Origin of the sequence: Thermaerobacillus caldiproteolyticus (assembly GCF_015326725.1) — a bacterium.
Taxonomy (GTDB): domain Bacteria; phylum Bacillota; class Bacilli; order Bacillales; family Anoxybacillaceae; genus Thermaerobacillus; species Thermaerobacillus caldiproteolyticus.
Genome location: NZ_CP064060.1, coordinates 551,830 through 571,131, shown reverse-complemented (window position 1 = coordinate 571,131; position 19,302 = coordinate 551,830). Strand labels below are relative to the sequence as shown.

18 protein-coding genes and 1 other annotated feature are annotated in these 19,302 nt (G+C 45.1%); all 18 genes read right to left on the bottom strand.

Annotated elements, in window-relative coordinates:
- Positions 1–45: 45 nt before the first annotated feature.
- Positions 46–690 (bottom strand): orotate phosphoribosyltransferase, encoded by a 645-nt coding sequence (gene pyrE / locus ISX45_RS03040; RefSeq protein ID WP_194519939.1) that lies wholly within the window; start codon positions 688–690, stop codon positions 46–48.
- Positions 687–1,406, bottom strand: coding sequence for an orotidine-5'-phosphate decarboxylase (gene pyrF, locus ISX45_RS03035; protein ID WP_194520600.1), 720 nt, complete (start codon positions 1,404–1,406; stop codon positions 687–689). Before pyrF ends, pyrE begins: the two co-directional genes overlap by 4 nt.
- Positions 1,378–2,319, bottom strand: a complete 942-nt coding sequence (locus ISX45_RS03030) for a dihydroorotate dehydrogenase (protein ID WP_181554990.1) — start codon at positions 2,317–2,319, stop codon at positions 1,378–1,380. The genes pyrF and ISX45_RS03030 overlap by 29 nt, the downstream gene beginning before the upstream one ends.
- Positions 2,316–3,089 carry a dihydroorotate dehydrogenase electron transfer subunit gene (locus ISX45_RS03025; protein ID WP_181554991.1) on the bottom strand — a complete coding sequence of 258 codons (774 nt, stop codon included), beginning with the start codon at positions 3,087–3,089 and terminating at the stop codon, positions 2,316–2,318. Before ISX45_RS03025 ends, ISX45_RS03030 begins: the two co-directional genes overlap by 4 nt.
- Entirely contained in the window at positions 3,086–6,283 is a 3,198-nt protein-coding gene (carB, locus tag ISX45_RS03020; RefSeq protein WP_194519938.1) for a carbamoyl-phosphate synthase large subunit, read from the bottom strand. The genes ISX45_RS03025 and carB overlap by 4 nt, the downstream gene beginning before the upstream one ends.
- Positions 6,276–7,370 (bottom strand): carbamoyl phosphate synthase small subunit, encoded by a 1,095-nt coding sequence (locus ISX45_RS03015; protein ID WP_181554993.1) that lies wholly within the window; start codon positions 7,368–7,370, stop codon positions 6,276–6,278. Before ISX45_RS03015 ends, carB begins: the two co-directional genes overlap by 8 nt.
- Positions 7,371–8,654 (bottom strand): dihydroorotase, encoded by a 1,284-nt coding sequence (locus tag ISX45_RS03010; protein ID WP_194519937.1) that lies wholly within the window; start codon positions 8,652–8,654, stop codon positions 7,371–7,373.
- Positions 8,617–9,543: an aspartate carbamoyltransferase catalytic subunit gene (locus tag ISX45_RS03005; protein ID WP_181554995.1), complete on the bottom strand. Its 927-nt coding sequence runs from the start codon at positions 9,541–9,543 to the stop codon at positions 8,617–8,619. The genes ISX45_RS03010 and ISX45_RS03005 overlap by 38 nt, the downstream gene beginning before the upstream one ends.
- A 176-nt stretch (positions 9,544–9,719) precedes the next feature.
- Positions 9,720–11,027: a solute carrier family 23 protein gene (locus ISX45_RS03000; protein WP_228485615.1), complete on the bottom strand. Its 1,308-nt coding sequence runs from the start codon at positions 11,025–11,027 to the stop codon at positions 9,720–9,722.
- Between the two features lie 161 nt (positions 11,028–11,188).
- Positions 11,189–11,728: a bifunctional pyr operon transcriptional regulator/uracil phosphoribosyltransferase PyrR gene (gene pyrR, locus ISX45_RS02995; protein ID WP_181554996.1), complete on the bottom strand. Its 540-nt coding sequence runs from the start codon at positions 11,726–11,728 to the stop codon at positions 11,189–11,191.
- A 157-nt stretch (positions 11,729–11,885) separates the two neighbouring features.
- Positions 11,886–12,800 carry an RluA family pseudouridine synthase gene (locus ISX45_RS02990; protein ID WP_194519936.1) on the bottom strand — a complete coding sequence of 305 codons (915 nt, stop codon included), beginning with the start codon at positions 12,798–12,800 and terminating at the stop codon, positions 11,886–11,888.
- Positions 12,800–13,285: a signal peptidase II gene (gene lspA, locus ISX45_RS02985; protein ID WP_220129397.1), complete on the bottom strand. Its 486-nt coding sequence runs from the start codon at positions 13,283–13,285 to the stop codon at positions 12,800–12,802. Before lspA ends, ISX45_RS02990 begins: the two co-directional genes overlap by 1 nt.
- A gap of 109 nt (positions 13,286–13,394) precedes the next feature.
- Positions 13,395–16,169 (bottom strand): isoleucine--tRNA ligase, encoded by a 2,775-nt coding sequence (gene ileS, locus ISX45_RS02980; RefSeq protein WP_194519935.1) that lies wholly within the window; start codon positions 16,167–16,169, stop codon positions 13,395–13,397.
- Positions 16,170–16,219: 50 nt separating this feature from the next.
- Positions 16,220–16,449 (bottom strand) — a binding site (T-box leader).
- A gap of 47 nt (positions 16,450–16,496) precedes the next feature.
- Entirely contained in the window at positions 16,497–17,009 is a 513-nt protein-coding gene (locus tag ISX45_RS02975; RefSeq protein WP_181555000.1) for a DivIVA domain-containing protein, read from the bottom strand.
- 77 nt (positions 17,010–17,086) lie between these two features.
- The gene (locus ISX45_RS02970) at positions 17,087–17,860 is read right to left on the bottom strand and encodes a YlmH family RNA-binding protein (RefSeq protein ID WP_181555001.1); all 774 of its coding nucleotides are present in this window, start codon (positions 17,858–17,860) and stop codon (positions 17,087–17,089) included.
- A gap of 50 nt (positions 17,861–17,910) precedes the next feature.
- A complete protein-coding gene (locus ISX45_RS02965) occupies positions 17,911–18,180 on the bottom strand; it encodes a YggT family protein (protein ID WP_181555002.1) in 270 nt (89 codons plus the stop codon).
- A 6-nt stretch (positions 18,181–18,186) separates the two neighbouring features.
- On the bottom strand, positions 18,187–18,612 hold the full coding sequence (locus ISX45_RS02960) for a cell division protein SepF (RefSeq protein ID WP_181555003.1): 426 nt from the start codon (positions 18,610–18,612) through the stop codon (positions 18,187–18,189).
- A gap of 11 nt (positions 18,613–18,623) precedes the next feature.
- Positions 18,624–19,301, bottom strand: a complete 678-nt coding sequence (locus tag ISX45_RS02955; protein ID WP_181555004.1) for a YggS family pyridoxal phosphate-dependent enzyme — start codon at positions 19,299–19,301, stop codon at positions 18,624–18,626.
- Between the last annotated feature and the right edge of the window lies 1 nt (position 19,302).

Genomic DNA, 19,302 nt, shown 5'->3' with positions numbered 1-19,302 from the left:
GGAATCACCGTTAATACCTTCTATCTGTTTTGGAGGAAAGTCCATTCAACTTAGTCGTTGTGACTCCTCTCTATTCCACTCTTCTGGATTTTCCCGCCATTTTCGCAATGTCGCAATGTCTTCCTCCGTAATGACACCCATCTCCACCGCTGTTTCAATGAGGGTGTCATAATCAGTAAGCGTGTAGACGGCAACGTCATTTTCAGCAAAGGATTGTTTTCCTTTTTCAAGGCCATATGTAAAAATGGCAACGACACCGAGCACATCACATCCTTCTTTCCGCAATGCACGAACGGCATTCAAAGAGCTGCCTCCTGTAGAAATTAAATCTTCAACGACAACGACCTTTTGGCCTTTTTCCACTTTTCCTTCAATTTGTTTTCCTTTTCCATGCCCTTTTGCTTGGCTGCGCACGTAGCACATCGGCAAGGCTAGGCGCTCGCTTACCCAAGCGGCATGTGGAATGCCTGCGGTTGCCGTTCCGGCGATCACTTGGACGTCTGGAAAATGCGTGCGAATCAGATTCATTAGCCCATCGGCAATCGTGCTTCTTACGTTTGGATAAGCTAACGTAAGCCGATTGTCGCAATAAATCGGTGATTTTATTCCGGATGACCATGTAAATGGTTCATTCGGTTGTAAAGATACCGCACCGATTTGCAGTAAATGTGCCCCGATTTCTTTTTTCATTTCTGCTCCTCTCCATTCCATTCTCGTTGTAATCGCTCGTAAGCCGCATATGAATCGGCCGCGCGCGTAATGCTTCTTCCAACAACGATGGCGCTTGCGCCGAGCTTCCTTGCTTCATATGGTGTAACGACGCGAGCTTGATCATTTTTTTCATCGGTCGCAAAGCGAATGCCCGGCGTTACCGTAAGAAATGATTCACCGAAAGCTTGGCGAATCAGCGGTACTTCTTTTGCCGAGCAGACGACGCCATCGAGTCCGCTTTTGTGCGCAAGAGAAGCATAGTGAAGTACCGTCTCTTCCATCGAACGTTCAATGAGAAGCTGCTCGCGCAACATTTGTTCATTCGTGCTTGTCAACTGTGTGACAGCAATGCAATACGGACGACTCTCACCGCTTGGTGTGCCGGCATTTAACCCTTCAAGCGCCGCTTCCATCATCTTCATTCCTCCCGCTGCATGCACATTCACAAGATCAACCCCTAAGCATGCTAATCCTTGCATCGCCCGCTTGACCGTATTCGGAATGTCGTGCAGCTTTAAATCGAGGAAAATACGATGCCCCTGTTCCTTTAAATAGCGAATGATCTCCGGTCCTTCTTGATAATATAATTCCATGCCGACTTTAACGAATAACGATTCATGCTGAAATGGTTGTAAAAACGTTTTTACATCCTCCGCTGTCGGAAAATCAAGCGCCACAATAAACGGATGGTTCACTTTTTCTCCAGCTCCTTCCTGTGCATTCGGAAATGTGTTCAATCCCAAGTTCATCCAAGAGGGTCGGAAGTTCGGCAATGATGTTTGGACAAACGAACGGATCAATAAAATTTGCGGTTCCGACCGCTACAGCGCTTGCTCCGGCATAAAAAAATTCAATGACATCTTCAGCTGATTGAATGCCGCCCATGCCGATAATCGGGATGGAAACAGCTTGGCTTACTTCATAAATCATCCGAATCGCAATCGGTTTAATCGCTGGTCCAGAAAGCCCCCCTGTCCGATTGGCAAGCACCGGCTCGGCTGTTTTCACATCAATGCGCATGCCAAGAAGCGTATTAATCATCGTCAGACCATCCGCTCCTGCTCCTTCAATCGCCTTAGCCATTTCCACAATGTTGGTCACATTCGGAGAAAGCTTCACATAGACAGGAACTTCCGATACTTCCTTCACAAGCTTCGTCAGTTCCGCGGCAACTTCCGGAACGGTTCCGAACGTAATGCCGCCTTTTTTCACGTTCGGACACGAAATATTGAGTTCAAGTGCATGAACATTTGGCGCTTTGGAAATTTGTCTGGCGACTTCCACATATTCTTCCGATGTTGAGCCTGCGATATTGGCGATAATCGGAACGTCAAATTGCTCAAGCCATGGCAGTTCTTCGCCTATAACTTTTTGAAGACCGGGGTTTTGCAAGCCGATCGCATTCAGCATCCCGCCCGGTGTTTCAGCGACTCTGGGGGTCGGATTGCCAAAGCGCGCTTCTTGTGTCGTCGCTTTAATCATAATCGCACCGAGCTTACTCAAATCATAGAACTGCGCATATTCACGCCCAAAACCGAAACAGCCTGAGGCGGGCATAATCGGATTTTTTAATGAAAGACCGGGCAGCTGTACCTCTAAACGATTCATAGCACCACCTCCCCTGCTTTGAAAACAGGTCCGTCACTGCATACTTTTTTGTACGCCGTTTTGCTGTTTGAAACGCGGCAGACACAGGCAAAACACGCGCCAATACCGCATCCCATCCGCTCTTCTAACGAAAGGTATACTTCCTTGTGTGGAAATGCTCGTTCCAGCGCCTTTAACATCGGTTTCGGTCCGCATGCATACAGGACATCAAAGAAAATCGAGCGCTCAGCAATGACATCGGTCACAAATCCTTTCGTTCCGCAGGATCCGTCAACCGTTGCTACATACGTTTCTCCGAGTTTGACAAACTCATTTTCATAAAACATCACATCTTTACTTTGAAACCCAAGAACATGAATGACAGAAATTCCTTTTTTCACAAGCTGTTTTGATAGTTCATAAAGCGGGGGGACGCCGATCCCACCGCCAACAATCAGAGCCGTTTGTCCCGCTTTTATCACATCAAGCGGAAAACCGTTTCCAAGCGGGCCGAGAACGTCAACGGTTTCTCCCGGCCGTTTTTGTGAAAGAAGCGTTGTTCCCATACCTTCTTTTCGATAAATGATTGTACATTGGCTAGCTTCTTTATCGATATGGCAAAGGCTGAGCGGACGACGCAAAAGCGGATCCGCTTGCGGGGTTATTTTGATATGAACGAATTGACCGGGCCTATTCATTTCTGCCACTAAATCACCTGTTAACGTCATTGCATAAATGTTCTCGGCAATTCGTTCTTGATGAACAATCGTCATATTTTCCCGCTTCATCATGAACGCACCAACTCTTGTGTCATCGCCGTTGTTGAAAATGTCATAGATTCGATGACTTGTAGCATCGCTTTGGCAGTATCCAATGACGTTAAACAAGGGATGCCGTTTTCGACCGCTTCACGGCGAATGCGGAAGCCGTCACTTTCCGGTTGTTTTCCTTTTGTTAACGTATTGATGACAACTTGTGCTTTTCCTTGGCGGATGACATCTAAAATGTTTGGCGATTCGGAATGAATTTTATTGACGACCGTCACCGGAATATTGGCAGCTTTCAATGCTTCCGCTGTTCCGTTCGTAGCAAGCAGTTGATACCCCATACGATGGAAGTGTCTTGCTAACTCGACCGCTTCGTCTTTATCTTTGTCGGCAATCGTGAGTAATACTGCTCCGTACGAACGAATGTGAATGCCAGAAGCAACTAGCCCTTTATATAACGCTTTTTCAAATGTCGTATCTTTTCCGATGACTTCTCCGGTTGATTTCATTTCCGGTCCAAGTGAAATATCGACATTGCGCAATTTTGCAAATGAGAAAACAGGTGCTTTTACATATACCCCATCACTTTCTGGCTTCAAGCCCGCCTCATACCCAAGTTCAGACAGCTTTGTCCCTAAAATGACCTTTGTCGCAATATTCGCCATCGGCACGCCGGTAATTTTACTTAAAAACGGTACCGTTCGGCTTGAGCGTGGGTTCACTTCAAGGACATACACCTCATCTTTGTATATGACAAATTGAATATTCAACAGCCCAACAATGCGCAATCCTTTCGCCAGTTTCATCGTATAGTCGACGATTTTTTGTTTGATGTGTGGAGCTAATGTTTGCGGCGGATACACCGCAATCGAGTCACCAGAGTGAACGCCCGCCCGTTCAATATGTTCCATAATTCCTGGAATGAAAACTGTTTCTCCATCAGAAATCGCATCGACTTCGATTTCTTTTCCGATTAAATAACGGTCAATTAACACGGGATGCTGCGGATTGACTTTGACGGCATTTTTCATATAGTGCAGCAACTCTTCTTGTTGATAGACGATTTCCATTGCTCGGCCGCCAAGAACGTAGGATGGACGAACTAACACCGGATAGCCAATTTCCTCGGCAATACGCACCGCTTCCTCGACAGAAAAGGCCGTTTTTCCTTCCGGCTGTGGGATGTCTAGTTCGAACAATGTTTGCTCAAATTTATCGCGGTCTTCGGCGCGATCCAAATCCTCAAGAGAAGTTCCTAAAATGCGGACGCCGTGCGCTGCCAATTCAGCCGCCAAGTTAATCGCCGTCTGTCCGCCAAATTGAACAATCACACCGATCGGTTTTTCTAAATCGATCACATGCATGACATCTTCAATCGTTAATGGTTCAAAATATAGTTTGTCAGAGATGCTGAAGTCGGTTGATACTGTCTCTGGATTGTTATTAATGATAATCGCTTCATATCCTGCTTCTTTAATCGCCCAGACAGAATGAACGGTCGCGTAGTCAAATTCGATTCCTTGCCCGATGCGAATCGGTCCTGAACCGAGAACAACGACGCTTTCACGTTCTGTGACGATCGATTCGTTTTCGTCCTCATATGTGCCATAGTAATACGGCGTTTCCGATTCGAATTCCGCTGCGCACGTATCGACCATTTTATAAACGGGTACAATTCCTGCGCCTTTTCTCATTGTATAAATATCGCGTTCGCTCATGTTCCAAAGTGCAGCGATCTTGACATCGGCAAAGCCTATTTCTTTTGCTTTTCTTAATACGTCCAAATCTCCGATATGATCGCGAACGACCGTTTCATAGCAGACGATGTTTTCGATCTTTGTCAAGAAAAAGCGGTCAATTTGGCTCCATTCGTGAATTTGCTCGATTGTAACCCCGCGGCGCAGCGCTTCAGCAATATAGAACAGGCGCTCATCTCCCGCTTTGCGAATTCGCTTTTCAAGCAGTTCATCCGAAATAGCTTCTGCCCCTTTTAACTCTAAATGGTATACGTTTGTTTCTAATGAGCGTACCGCTTTTAAAAGAGACTCTTCGAATGTCCGGCCAATCGCCATCACTTCACCTGTCGCTTTCATTTGTGTGCCGAGATGGCGATTCGCTGATTCAAATTTATCAAACGGGAAGCGCGGAATTTTCGTGACGACATAGTCAAGCGCTGGTTCAAAACAAGCGTATGTTTTCCCTGTCACCGGATTGATGATTTCATCTAATGTTAAACCAACCGCAATTTTCGCCGCGAGCTTGGCAATCGGATATCCCGTAGCTTTTGACGCCAACGCTGAAGAACGGCTGACGCGCGGGTTGACTTCAATGACATAGTAATGAAAGCTGTGTGGGTCGAGCGCCAATTGCACGTTGCATCCGCCTTCGATGCCAAGCGCACGGATAATTCGTAATGAAGCATTGCGCAATAATTGATATTCACGGTCGCTTAACGTTTGGCTTGGAGCGACGACAATCGAGTCGCCTGTATGAATGCCAACCGGATCGATATTTTCCATGTTGCAAACAACAATCGCATTGTCATTCGCATCACGCATCACTTCATACTCGATTTCTTTATATCCGGCGATGCTTTTTTCTAATAAACACTGATGAACGGGGCTCATTTTTAAACCGCTTGAGACAATTTCGATAAGCTCAGCCTCATTCGAACAAATGCCCCCGCCCGTTCCACCGAGCGTAAACGCTGGACGAACGATGACCGGATAACCAACCGCATTTACGAACGCGTACGCTTCTTCTAAACTATGAATAATTTCACTTTCTGGAACCGGCTCCCCAAGCTCGTTCATGAGAGCACGAAACTGTTCACGGTCTTCCGCTTTTTCAATCGCTTCTAATTTCGTGCCAAGAATTTCAACACCACATTCTTTCAAAACCCCTGTCTTGGCCAATTCGACCGCTAAGTTTAACCCCGTCTGTCCCCCGAGCGTCGGCAAAATTGCATCAGGACGCTCTTTGCGAATAATGCGCGAAACGAATTCAAGTGTTAACGGCTCCATATATACTTTGTCCGCAATTTCCGTATCTGTCATAATCGTTGCCGGGTTGGAGTTCACTAAAATGACTTTATATCCTTCTTCTTTTAGTGCTAAGCATGCTTGTGTTCCCGCATAATCAAACTCCGCTGCTTGACCGATGACAATTGGACCAGAGCCAATCACTAAAATCGTTTCAATATCCTGACGTTTAGGCATGGATGACTTCTCCTTCCGTTTTGAACTTTTGAATCATCGCGATAAATTCGTCAAATAAGTGATTCGCATCTTCTGGACCAGGAGAGGCTTCCGGGTGATATTGCACCGTAAATGCTGGATAATCGAGATGGCGCAATCCTTCAATTGTACCGTCGTTTAAGGCGATATGTGTCACTTCTAATCTTGTATGTTGCAATGATTGTTCTTTCACCGTATAACCATGGTTTTGTGAAGTGATCACCACTTTTCCTGTTGCCAAATGTTTCACTGGATGATTCGAGCCGCGATGGCCAAACTTCATTTTTTCCGTATCGGCACCGCAAGCTAGGGCAAACAATTGATGGCCGAGACAAATTCCAAATAACGGTACTTTTCCCAATACGCCTTGAACCATTTGAATTGCTTCCGGCACATCTTTCGGATCCCCAGGGCCATTCGATAACATCACTCCATCAGGATTTAAGCGAAGTACTTCTTCAGCTGTCGCGTTGTATGGCAGAACAATTACATCACAATTCCGCTTATTTAATTCTCGTAAAATGCCGTGCTTCATTCCAAAGTCAACAAGCACAATACGATGACCTCGCCCCGGACTTGGATATGCACTTTTCGTCGAAACTCGCTTCACTTGGTCGTTTGGTAGATTTGTAGATGTTAAATAGTTCACGACTTCCTGAACGCTCATATCTACATCACAAATCATTCCTTTTAACGTTCCATATTGGCGAATGATTCTCGTTAATTTTCTTGTATCAATGCCGGCTAAGCCAGGGATGTTTTTTGCTTTCAAATAGTCATCAAGTGTCATGTCATTTCGCCAATTGGAAGGAGCATGGCACACTTCTTTGACAATAAGCCCATGAATGTGCGGTTCAATTGATTCGAAATCATCTCGGTTAATGCCGTAATTGCCGATTAATGGATATGTCATTGTTACAATTTGTCCGCAGTAAGAAGGATCGGATAAAATTTCTTGATAGCCTGTCATTCCTGTATTAAATACAACTTCTCCGATCTTTTTTTCCGTGCTCCCGAACGCGTCACCGATAAAAAATGTGCCGTCTTCTAAAACGAGTTGTCGTTTCATTTACTCTCTCCCTTTCTGCCAAACTGGTTTTCCATCGACAAATGTCATCACCGGCCATCCTTGGCATGGCCAACCGGCAAATGGAGTATTTTTCCCTTTCGAAACAAACGTATGTGGATCGATGACTTGCTCGGTTTCCAAATCAAGGATGGTGATATCCGCCGGTTTCCCGACTGCTAATCGTCCCGACGATAAGCGAAATGCTTCGGCTGGTTTGACTGTCAAAAAATCAATAAGCTGCTTGAACGTCAGTACGTCCGTCTTGACTAAATATGTGTAAAGAAGCGGGAACGCTGTCTCTAAACCGACAATCCCAAATGGGGCAAAAACAATGCCTTCCTGTTTTTCTGCTTCCGTATGCGGCGCATGATCGGTAGCAATAAAGTCGATCGTGCCATCGAGCAAGCCTTCGATTAACGCTTCACGGTCCTCTTTGCTTCGTAACGGCGGGTTCATTTTATAGTTCGCGTCAATCCCCGGAATATCTTCATCACAAAGAAGGAGATGGTGGGGCGTCACTTCTGCCGTCACGCGAATGCCAGCCCGTTTGGCATCACGGACAACGCGAACGGATTCTTTTGTACTAATGTGACAGACGTGATAATGACAGCCGGTTGCTTCTGCCAGAAGCACATCGCGCGCAATATGAACAGATTCGCATACGGATGGAATTCCGTTTAATTCATTCCGTCTTGCAAACTCTCCGTCATGAACAACGCCGTGATTCGTTAATGTATTATCTTCGCAATGGGCAACAATCGGCATATCAAGAGCAGCGGCTCGCTTCATCGCTTCGTACATCATGCCGGCAGATTGCACGCCGACACCATCGTCCGTAAACGCGAACGCTCCCGCTTCTTTTAATGCGGCAAAATCCGTTAATTCCTCTCCGAGCTGACGAATCGTAATTGCTCCGTACGGCAATACACGGACATGCGCCGTTTCACGAATCCGTTCTTGCAAGCGAAGCATTTGCTCTTTCGTATCCGGCACCGGACGCGTATTTGGCATTGCTGCCACCGTTGTAAATCCGCCTTTCGCTGCGGCAAGGGTGCCTGTGGCGATCGTTTCTTTCCGATCTCCGCCCGGTTCGCGCAAATGAACATGCAAGTCAATGAATCCTGGTGAAATGAAGCAGCCTTGAACGTCGATCACTTCATCAGTTGCCTCGATATGTAGTTCTGTTCCGATCGCAGTGATGATCCCTTCTTCGATTTTGATTTCCGTTCGTTCAATTTTCCCGTCTTTATTGAACGACTTGCCATTTTTTAAGATGATTGCCATTCTCCATTCCCCTTTCCACTGCTCGTTTTAATACAGCCATACGTATATAAACACCGTTTTCCATTTGCTTGAAAATTCGTGATTGCATGCATTCGACAAGGCAGCTCGCAATTTCCACATCGCGATTGACAGGAGCAGGGTGTAGAATAATGCTGCGGTCTTTCATGCGCTTTGCTCGTTCGACCGTTAGTCCATAGCGCTCATGGTATTGCTTTCTGGCTAGTCCCATTTTTTCTTCGTGTCGCTCATGCTGAATGCGCAATAACATAATGACATCCGCTTCTTGGACGGCTTCATCTAAATCGACATACGTTCCATATTGATTCGTATCATCTTTCCATTCATCAGGACTTGCAAATAACACAGTCGCTCCAAGTCTTGTCAGCACCTCAGCATTCGAGCGAGCGACGCGACTATGGCGAATATCGCCGACAATCGCTACTGTCAGTCCACGAAAAGCGCCGAATTCTTGACGAATCGTCATTAAATCTAACAGCGATTGCGTTGGATGATGTCCGCAGCCATCCCCGGCGTTAATGATTGGAATGGCAATTGAATCACGCAATGCTTCAAAATATTGATCTTCCGGATGTCTCACTACAACTGCGCCCACGCCAATCGACTCAAGCGTACGAATCGTATCGTACAACGTTTCCCCTTTTTGCACGCTCGACATGTCCGCATCAAACGGAATGACTTGGAGCCCTAATTTCCTTTCTGCCACTTCAAAGCTGCATTTCGTCCGTGTGCTCGGTTCGAAAAACAAGTTGGCGACAAAAAACAGCTCTGGGGCACGCCAATATTTTCCTTCTGAAAACTCTTCTGCCTCATCAAGCAATGAAGTAATTTCAGCTAATGATAAATCTGTTAATGTCAATAAATGTGCCATATCTCTCCGCTCCTTTTCATAAAAAACACCCTGTCCAATCGACAGGGTGTTACACCATTTTTGAGTAAAAAGGGGCAATGAGGGAAACTGGATGATATCCGCTTCGCCCCATCTTTACTTTTCACTTTCACTGTAACACCCTTTTAAGTCTCTCTGGACTCAATTAAAAGGTGATGTTATGCAACATGATCATCACTGTTTTCTGTTTCTAACTCAAACATATTTTCATTTGTTTGCGGACGGCCCGGTAATACAAGGTTAAGCAAAACACCGCAAATCGCAGCTAATGCCATTCCTTGAATTTGGAATTGTTCTGATACTTTTAATACCGCACCGCCAATTCCGATGACAAGAATGACAGAAGAAATGACTAAGTTTCGTTTGTCACCGAAATCGATTTTGCTGTCCACAAGCATGCGCAAGCCAGAAGAAGCAATGATACCGAAGAGCAAAATCGACACACCGCCCATAACAGGCGTTGGAATTGAGCTAATAAGCGCAGTCACTTTACCAATAAATCCGAAGATAATCGCAATGATGGCTGCTCCCGCTAATACGTAGACGCTGTAGACACGTGTAATCGCAAGCACCCCGATATTTTCACCATAAGTCGTTTTTGGCGGTCCACCGATAAGCGCGGAAATCATCGTTGCCGTTCCGTCGCCTAAAATCGAGCGATGTAAGCCAGGGTTTTTAATGTAATCACGACCGACTACTTTGCTTAACACAAGCTGGTGACCGATATGTTCTGATAGTGTCACAACGGCGACCGGCACCATCAGGAGGACGATGTCCCATGTAACATGGATGTGATAATCGACAAACGGGATTAAAAAGTCCGGCATTTCAAACCATTTGGCTTTTGTGACTTGAGAAAAATCGACAACTCCAACTGCTAACGCATACACATAGCCGACGATAATCCCCACTAACACAGGAACTAAGCTGAACATGCCTCTTAAGAAAACCGAGCAAACGATCGTTGCAGCAAGCGTTACTAGCGCAACAGAAAAATGAATAAAACTATATTTTCCGTCCGGATTGTTCATTGCCATATTGACCGCTGTATTTGCTAGTCCTAGTCCGATGACGATAATGACCGGACCGACAACGATTGGCGGCAACAAATTCATAATCCAGCGGTATCCCGCTTTTTTTATAACTAGGGCAACAACACCATACACAAGCCCGGCCAAAAAGCTGCCAATCATCGCCGCACTAGGACCTCCCGCTGTTTTGGCAGCAATAATCGGAGCGATAAACGCAAACGAAGACCCAAGGTACGCAGGGACTTGCCATTTCGTGATGATTAAAAAAGCGAGTGTCCCGAGTCCGCTTGAAATGAGGGCAATCGACGGGCTTAACCCAACCAAATAAGGCACTAAAATCGTCGCACCAAACATCGCAAACAAGTGCTGAAGGCTAAGCGTGAGCCACTGTATCGGTGATGGCATATCCTTAATATCTAATACCGGTTTATTCATTATCACAAACTCCTTTCCGTTTTTTGCATAAAAAAACCTCTTTGCCCTTCAGAGGTGCAAAGAGGTACAGTTGTAGCCTAAAAAGCTAGTTTTAATTTTAGACTATTTCCCTGTTCCCCCTTTGTCAGCCTCACGGGACTGCCTTTAAAAAGGGAATCGATTTATTTTTCATGAATGCTGACTTGATCAAGTGCGTCCACTTCCGTTAACTCTACAACAATCATTTCCGCGCTCGATGTAGGGATGTTTTTTCCTACAAAATCAGCCCGAATCGGCAGCTCGCGATGACCGCGATCAACGAGCACAGCCAATTGAATTTGCGCTGGACGTCCAAGGTCCATTACCGCGTCCATCGCCGCACGCACCGTCCGTCCTGTAAACAATACGTCATCGACTAAAATGACTTTTTTGTTTGTCACGTCAAACGGTACGTCTGTTCCTTTTACAAGCGGTTCGTGATCGCTCGTTTTTACCGTTAAATCGTCGCGATATAGCGTAATATCTAACTCTCCAACAGGAACCGCCTTTCCTTCGATTTGTTCAATCCGCTCGGCTAACCGCTTTGCTAAGTAAATGCCTCGCGTCTTAATGCCAATAAGAACACAATCGTCAATTCCTTTGTTGCGTTCAATAATTTCGTGAGCAATGCGCGTCAGTGCCCGGCGAATTGCTTGTTCATCTAGAACAACTGCTTTTTGCATCATTTCACCTCCACACAAAAAGCCCTCCCACCGATAGGCGAGAGGGCAGAAACATTCCATATGCAATGATGAAATCCGACTCCTTCTCAGCCTCACGGGACTGAACTTAAAGGCTCCTATTTACTTGCTTTTATTGTACTTTTACAAGCGACGTTTGTCAACGCCCTTTTCGCAACAACTCTAAAAGACGCTCGAACTCATTTGGCAGCGGTGCTTCAAATTCCAAATATTCTCCCGTACGCGGATGAGTAAACCCTAACACGCCGGCATGTAACGCCTGACCGTCGATCGGCAGCGTTTTTTTCGGTCCGTATTTCGGATCTCCCGCCAACGGATATCCGATGTATTTCATATGCACGCGAATTTGATGAGTGCGTCCCGTTTCGAGCTGACATTCGATAAAGGTATATTGCTCAAATCGCTCGAGCACACGAAAATGCGTGACAGCCTCTTTTCCGTTTTCATCTGTAACCGCCATTTTTTGACGATCATGCTTATCACGGCCAATCGGAGCATCGATTGTACCGTAATCATGTGGAATAACCCCATGAACAATCGCCCTATATTTGCGGGTAACGGTTTTATTCACGAGTTGATTCACAAGTGCTGTATGGGCAACATCGTTTTTGGCGACCATTAACAATCCGGACGTATCTTTATCAATGCGATGGACAATGCCGGGACGAAGCACACCGTTAATGCCCGATAAATCTTTGCAATGAGCAAGCAGCGCGTTCACAAGCGTTCCGCGCATATGACCAGGAGCAGGATGCACGACCATGCCGCGCGGTTTATTCACCACAAGGACATCGGAATCCTCATAATAAATGTCCAATTCGATTTCTTCCGGCTCCACATGAAGCGGTTCCGGTTCGGGAAGACGAACGACGACGACATCACCAGTAGAACATTTGTAATTCGCTTTCACCGATTTATCGTTGACGGTTACAAGCCCATCTTTAATCCATTGCTGGACTTTCGAGCGCGACCATTCTTCATTGAGGGCGGAAATCACTTTATCGATTCGTTCATTATCGTACTCTTCCTCAATATGAAATTGAACAACATCCATCAACCATTCTCCTTTTCCTTCGTTCCAGCAAAAAATGTTTGTAAAAAGACAAGCGCGACTCCAATACAAAGAGCGGAATCAGCGAAATTAAACACTGGAAAGCTGTACGTAAAAATGTACGTATGAATAAAATCAACTACCTCTTTACGTACAAGCCGGTCAATAAAATTCCCGACCGCTCCCCCAAGCATCAGGCCAAGGGCGATGCCAAACAGCCTCTCCCCGCGGGGCAAACGTTGAATATAAATGATTAATCCAATGACAACAACGATCGTTATAATATAAAATAGCCAAAACTGCCCTTGTAAAATTCCCCATGCCGCTCCACGATTGCGATGGGAAGTAATGTATAACACGTTCGGAATGATGGTAATGCTTTCTCCGAGCTGCATATACTTCACTACAAGCCATTTGGCAAATTGATCAATGGCGATCACGATCAGCGCAATCACATAATATACCACACGACTACCCCCACTCGACATATGTACTTTATGAATTGTAGCATAATCATGTAATTATAGACAATCGCCAACATGCCAAATTACATAAAAAACGAGGCCACCGCTAATAAGGCTAGCCTCGTTTTTTGAATTATGCTGAATAATGTTCTTTCACAATGCGGGCACAACGCGGACATAATGTTGGATGATCTTTGTCTTCTCCTACTTCCGGCGTAACGACCCAACATCTTTCGCACGTTTCACCTTCCGCTGGTTTGACAACAATCGCAATAGTAGCGAATTTTTGTGCCTCTTCAGGAGCGTCTGCATAGTCTCCAGCAATTTCAAATCCTGATACGATGAACAACTGTTTGACATTTTCTTCGATCGAATCAAGCAGCTGTTTCGTTTCCGCAGTTGGGTACACGATCAAGCTTGCTGTCAATGATTTACCGATGACTTTCTCATTTCGGGCTACTTCCAACGCTTTTAATACATCGTCGCGCAAACTCATAAATGTGTCCCATTTCGCTAATAGAGCTTCTGCTCCTTCGATGTCTTTGGCTTCCGGCATATCGACAAGCTGAACGCTCTCTTCTCTTTCTTTTCGGTTTGGAATATGCCCCCATACCTCATCGGCTGTATGCGGTAAAATTGGTGCGATCAGCTTCGTTAAGGCTACGACCGTTTCGTAAAGCACGGTTTGAATCGAGCGACGCTCTTGATCATTTGGCGCTTCAATATAGAGAATATCTTTGGCAAAATCCAAGTAGAACGCACTTAAATCGACCGTACAGAAATTGTTCACGTCGTGATAAATTGCCGCAAAGTCATACGTTTCATATGAATGTTTTACTTTTTCAATGAGGCGATTTAATTTCACAAGCATATAGCGATCCACTTCACGCAATTCCGCTAAAGGAACCGCATTCGTCTCCGGATCAAAGTCAAATAAGTTACCAAGCATAAAACGGAACGTATTGCGAATTTTTCTATACACTTCCGCGACTTGTTTTAAAATGCTGTCGGAGATTCTTACATCTGCTTGATAGTCGACAGAAGCAACCCAAAGACGTAAAATGTCAGCCCCTAATTGCTCCATTACTTTCGCTGGAACAACAACGTTACCGAGCGATTTACTCATTTTGCGGCCTTCTCCGTCAAGCACGAACCCATGGCTTAATACTCCCTTATACGGCGCTTTCCCCGTCACCGCTACTGCAGTTGAAAGCGAAGAGTTAAACCAGCCGCGATATTGGTCAGAACCTTCAAGATACAGGTCAGCCGGACGCTGTAAGTCATCGCGCTCTTCCAACACCGCTTGGTGAGAAGACCCAGAGTCAAACCAAACGTCCATAATATCGGTCTCTTTTGTAAATTTACCGTTTGGACTTGATGGATGAGTAAATCCTTCCGGCAATAAGTCTTTCGCCTCACGTTCAAACCATACGTTTGATCCGTATTGTCTGAACAAGTTGGAGACGTGTTCAATCGTTTCATCCGTAATAATTGGTTCGCCGTTTTCGCCGTAAAACACCGGAATCGGAACTCCCCATGCACGCTGACGAGAGATACACCAGTCACCGCGATCGCGAATCATATTGTGAAGACGCGTTTCTCCCCATGCTGGAACCCATTTTGTTTCTTCAACAGCTTTTAATAATTCGTTACGAATTTTATCAATAGATGCGAACCATTGCGCTGTGGCACGGAAAATCGTCGGTTGTTTTGTCCGCCAATCGTGCGGATACGAGTGGGTAATAAAGCCAAGCTTTAAAAGAGCGCCTACTTCCTGCAATTTTTGTGTAATCGCTTTGTTCGCTTCGTCATAAAATAATCCTTCAAATCCCGGCGCTTCTTTTGTCATATAGCCGCGCTCATCGACTGGGCATAAAACGTCTAGCCCGTATTTCTGACCGACGATAAAGTCATCTTCCCCGTGACCCGGTGCAGTATGAACGCAACCTGTTCCGGCGTCCGTCGTGACATGTTCTCCGCAAACAACAAGCGAATCACGATCATAAAACGGATGTTTCGCCACGACATACTCAAGCTCATTTCCTTTAATCGTTTTGACGACATTCGCTTCTTCCCAGCCGATTTCTTTTGCTACCGATTCTAATAGCGCAGAGGCAACGATATATTTTGCATCGTTTACTTGAACGACGCTATATTCAAGATCCGGATGAACAGCAATGGCTAAGTTTGCCGGAATCGTCCATGGCGTAGTCGTCCAAATGACAATTTTCTCATCTCCTTCAAGCACCCCTTTTCCATCTTTGATCGGAAACGCAACATAAATTGAAGGAGAACGTTTATCTTTATACTCGATTTCTGCTTCAGCTAAGGCAGATTCGCTTGATGGAGACCAGTAAACAGGCTTTAACCCTTTGTAAATGAGACCTTTTTTCGCCATTGCACCAAATACTTTAATTTGTTGTGCCTCATATTCTGGCTTTAGCGTAATGTACGGGTTATCCCAATCGCCGCGTACGCCAAGGCGCTTAAATTGTTGGCGTTGATTGTCGATCTGCTCATATGCATACTCTTCACAAAGCTTGCGAAACTCCGCCACGCTCATCGACTTTCGGTTGACACCTCTATGTTTCGTGAGCGCTGTTTCAATCGGCAATCCATGCGTGTCCCAGCCAGGCACGTATGGTGCACAATAACCGCTCATCGATTTATAGCGGACGATAAAGTCTTTCAAAATTTTATTTAACGCATGCCCCATATGAATATCACCGTTCGCATACGGCGGGCCATCATGCAGCACAAATAATGGGCGATCTTTTGTGCGCTCCTGCACTTTGCGATAAATGTCCATCTCTTCCCATTTTGCTTGAATTTGCGGTTCACGCTGCGGAAGGTTTCCGCGCATCGGAAACTCTGTTTGCGGCATTAATAACGTATCTTTATAGTCCATTCCTCATTCCTCCAACTTTTTTCTATCAAATAAAAAACCGCCCTCTCCCGAAAAGGGACGAGAACGGTCTCGCGGTACCACCCTTATTGACTACGTATGCCCGAAAGGCACGAATAGCCCTCTTTGCATTCGTAACGGGAATGACGCGCCATTGCCTACTTTTCTTTCAGCATGGAACTCCAGGGTGATCTTCACTCTTTCCGCTTAGTCGAGCTTCCACCATCCTCGACTCGCTGAAATAAGCTAATGAAAGAGCTACTGTCCCTCTCATCGTTGGTTCGTATTCTTCATTTTACTCGTTATTATATGCGAAAAGAGCAATTTTCGTCAAGATTGCCCGATTTCTTCCTTTTCATCCATTTCGATTTCTGGCACCTCGTATTCCATTAAATGGTCCCAATCGCTGTTGTTTAACATTTCGAGCTGGGCTTCGACTAGCATGCGAAAACGGGTGCGAAACACTTTCGATTGCCGCTTTAACTCTTCAATTTCAAGAGCAATTTTTCGCGATTTGGCGAGTGCTTCATTAATGATGCGATCCGCGTTCTTTTCCGCTTCTTTAATGATGAGCTTCGCCTCTTTTTGCGCGTTTCGTTTTACTTCTTCTGCCGTCTCTTGAGCAATTAAAATCGATTTATTTAATGTTTCTTCAATATTGGTGAAATAGCTGAGCTTTTCCGTGAGCTCGGCTACTTTTTCTTCGAGTTGTTTTTTTTCACGAATAACCATTTCATAATCTTTAATGACTTGGTCCAAAAATTCGTTCACTTCGTCTTCATCATAACCGCGAAATCCTCTGCTAAACTCTTTATTATGAATATCTAATGGCGTTAAAGGCACGAGTGCCACCTCCGTCTGCAATAATTCCTTTTTCTTTACGATTCGACATATTTCTCCTGATTCCTGCAATGGTTCGATTATTTTTGTGTTCCAATATGCACACGCCACTTCTCTTTTTTTGTTTTGCCATCAATCGAAAAAATTTTACAGCGACCGAACCCGCGTACTGAAAGCGTGTCTCCTTCTTTGCATTCAAAATGCGCTTGTTCAACCACTTTCCAATTCACTTTGACAAGACCGTTTTCAATGAGTGACTGCGTTTTTTGCCGCGAAACATGAAACGCTTGCGACAACAAGGTATCAAGGCGCAACGACGAAACGGTAATCGTCGCTTCGTTCCACTGCTCTTCAAGAATGATAATGTCAGTCAATGGCTTTTCTTCTAAGGAAATTTTCGTTTTTCCAATCATCTCAAGATGTAAACGAACATAGTCGGCTACTTCCTTGGCAACGAGCAATTGAATGTGTTCATCTTTGATTAAGATGTCACCAAATTTCCCTCGTTTTAAGCCCAGCGACATCAGTGAGCCTAACACTTGCCGATGCTCAAGCGATACAAATTTACTTGGGTAACAAACAGCAAAAAGAGCGATGGCAAAATCCTCTTGTTCCGGTTGAAAATAAGGCGGGTACAAAAGCGCCCGCTGTCGTTCGACAAACGAAGCACCACCGAAAAAAGAGATGTTCACATCTTCATCATGTCCGATCACTAATCGAACGATCTCTTGCTCACGAGGGTCAAGAAAATCTGTTAATTTCGGGCAATATTGCGTCTTTACAGCTTCACGCCATTCAAGCACTTGGTCGATAAAATGATGTTCTTCCTTCCGAAAATGCTGATACAGATTCACGTTATTCACACCTAACTCTCATAAAGAAGGGAACCCGTGTGCTGGATTCCCTATACTAAGTTTAGCATATTGAATAGCGCATACAATCCTCTTGTAGCAAAATTTAAGACGAAAAGGGCAACGATTGGCGAAATGTCAATCATGCCAATCGGCGGAATAATGCGGCGAAATGGCTCTAAATACGGCTCACAAATCGCTGCAAGCATCTGACCAATTTTTGTGTCGCGCGCATTCGGAAACCACGACATTAAAATGTATACAATTAACGCATACGAATAGATTTCAATAAGTGTCGTTAAAAACGAAAGCAAACTGTGCATAAATGTTTACCACCTCTTCATAGATGTATCGTCATCGGCAATGACGGAAATCGAGCCGGTCACATCGACGTTATCCGGAGTGCATAAAAAGATTTTTGTGCCGACTTGTTGAATGTCACCACCGATCGCATACACGGTACCGCTTAAAAAGTCAACGATACGTTTCGCTTGGTCGTGTTGAATGCGCTGTAAATTGACAACGACGGCACGGCGGTTTTTTAAATGGTCTGCAATTTCTTGCGCTTCAGCATACGCTCTCGGTTCAATTAATACGACTTTTGATGATTTTTGCACGCTTTGCAAGCTGACGACATTTTGCTTCGCCGGTCCTTTCGCTAACGGTTGTTCGTCCTCTTCTTCCTCATATTCGTCTTCGTATTCTTCATAATCCTCTTCTAAGAAATAGTCTTTAAACTTCTTAATGAATCCCATTTTTTCACCTCCTATGATTCATGTCCGACGAGTGATGTTCCTAAACGAATGAACGTTGCTCCTTCTTCAATGGCAATAACGTAATCGTTTGACATTCCCATCGACAATTCCGTGCATGGTGCATTCGGAATATGTAAGGCTTGTACACTTTCTTGCAGTATTTTTAATTGACGGAAACATCGGCGAAGAAGCGCTTCATCGTCTGTATAAGGAGCCATCGTCATTAAGCCAACGACCTCGATTTTTGAAAAATCGCGCAGCTGTTGGATAAATGGGATGACTTCTTCTTTGGACAACCCGTGCTTTGTCGCCTCTCCTGATACATTTACTTGCACGAAACATTTTACACGTTTTGTTGCTCGTTTTTCAATTTCTTGGGCGAGGGATAAACGGTCGAGCGAATGAATATAGTCGACTTTGTCAATAATATTTTTCACTTTACGGGATTGAAGTGTACCGATAAAATGCCACGTCACTTCAGAACCTAACGTCTCATATTTGTGCAATAACCCGTCATCGCGATTTTCACCTAAATCGGTAATTCCAGCCGCTACCGCCTCTTTTGCTCGCTCGACACTTACATATTTCGTAACAGCAACGATGCGAATGTCGGCAGGATCTCGTCCTGCACGCGTACAGGCGGCTTCGATGTTTTCACGAATGATTGTTAAATTGTCACGAACTGACATC

What these genes read in the sequence shown, in the direction of transcription:
- ISX45_RS02965 (WP_181555002.1), bottom strand. Translation starts at nt 18,180, where the DNA reads ATGCACAGTTTGCTTTCGTTTTTAACGACACTTATTGAAATCTATTCG.
- pyrE (WP_194519939.1), bottom strand. Translation starts at nt 690, where the DNA reads ATGAAAAAAGAAATCGGGGCACATTTACTGCAAATCGGTGCGGTATCT.
- ISX45_RS02960 (WP_181555003.1), bottom strand. Translation starts at nt 18,612, where the DNA reads ATGGGATTCATTAAGAAGTTTAAAGACTATTTCTTAGAAGAGGATTAT.
- pyrR (WP_181554996.1), bottom strand. Translation starts at nt 11,728, where the DNA reads ATGCAAAAAGCAGTTGTTCTAGATGAACAAGCAATTCGCCGGGCACTG.
- ISX45_RS02990 (WP_194519936.1), bottom strand. Translation starts at nt 12,800, where the DNA reads ATGGATGTTGTTCAATTTCATATTGAGGAAGAGTACGATAATGAACGA.
- ISX45_RS03010 (WP_194519937.1), bottom strand. Translation starts at nt 8,654, where the DNA reads ATGGCAATCATCTTAAAAAATGGCAAGTCGTTCAATAAAGACGGGAAA.
- ISX45_RS03000 (WP_228485615.1), bottom strand. Translation starts at nt 11,027, where the DNA reads ATGAATAAACCGGTATTAGATATTAAGGATATGCCATCACCGATACAG.
- lspA (WP_220129397.1), bottom strand. Translation starts at nt 13,285, where the DNA reads ATGTCGAGTGGGGGTAGTCGTGTGGTATATTATGTGATTGCGCTGATC.
- ISX45_RS03030 (WP_181554990.1), bottom strand. Translation starts at nt 2,319, where the DNA reads ATGAATCGTTTAGAGGTACAGCTGCCCGGTCTTTCATTAAAAAATCCG.
- ISX45_RS03025 (WP_181554991.1), bottom strand. Translation starts at nt 3,089, where the DNA reads ATGATGAAGCGGGAAAATATGACGATTGTTCATCAAGAACGAATTGCC.
- ileS (WP_194519935.1), bottom strand. Translation starts at nt 16,169, where the DNA reads ATGGACTATAAAGATACGTTATTAATGCCGCAAACAGAGTTTCCGATG.
- ISX45_RS03015 (WP_181554993.1), bottom strand. Translation starts at nt 7,370, where the DNA reads ATGAAACGACAACTCGTTTTAGAAGACGGCACATTTTTTATCGGTGAC.
- carB (WP_194519938.1), bottom strand. Translation starts at nt 6,283, where the DNA reads ATGCCTAAACGTCAGGATATTGAAACGATTTTAGTGATTGGCTCTGGT.
- ISX45_RS02955 (WP_181555004.1), bottom strand. Translation starts at nt 19,301, where the DNA reads ATGTCAGTTCGTGACAATTTAACAATCATTCGTGAAAACATCGAAGCC.
- ISX45_RS03005 (WP_181554995.1), bottom strand. Translation starts at nt 9,543, where the DNA reads ATGGCACATTTATTGACATTAACAGATTTATCATTAGCTGAAATTACT.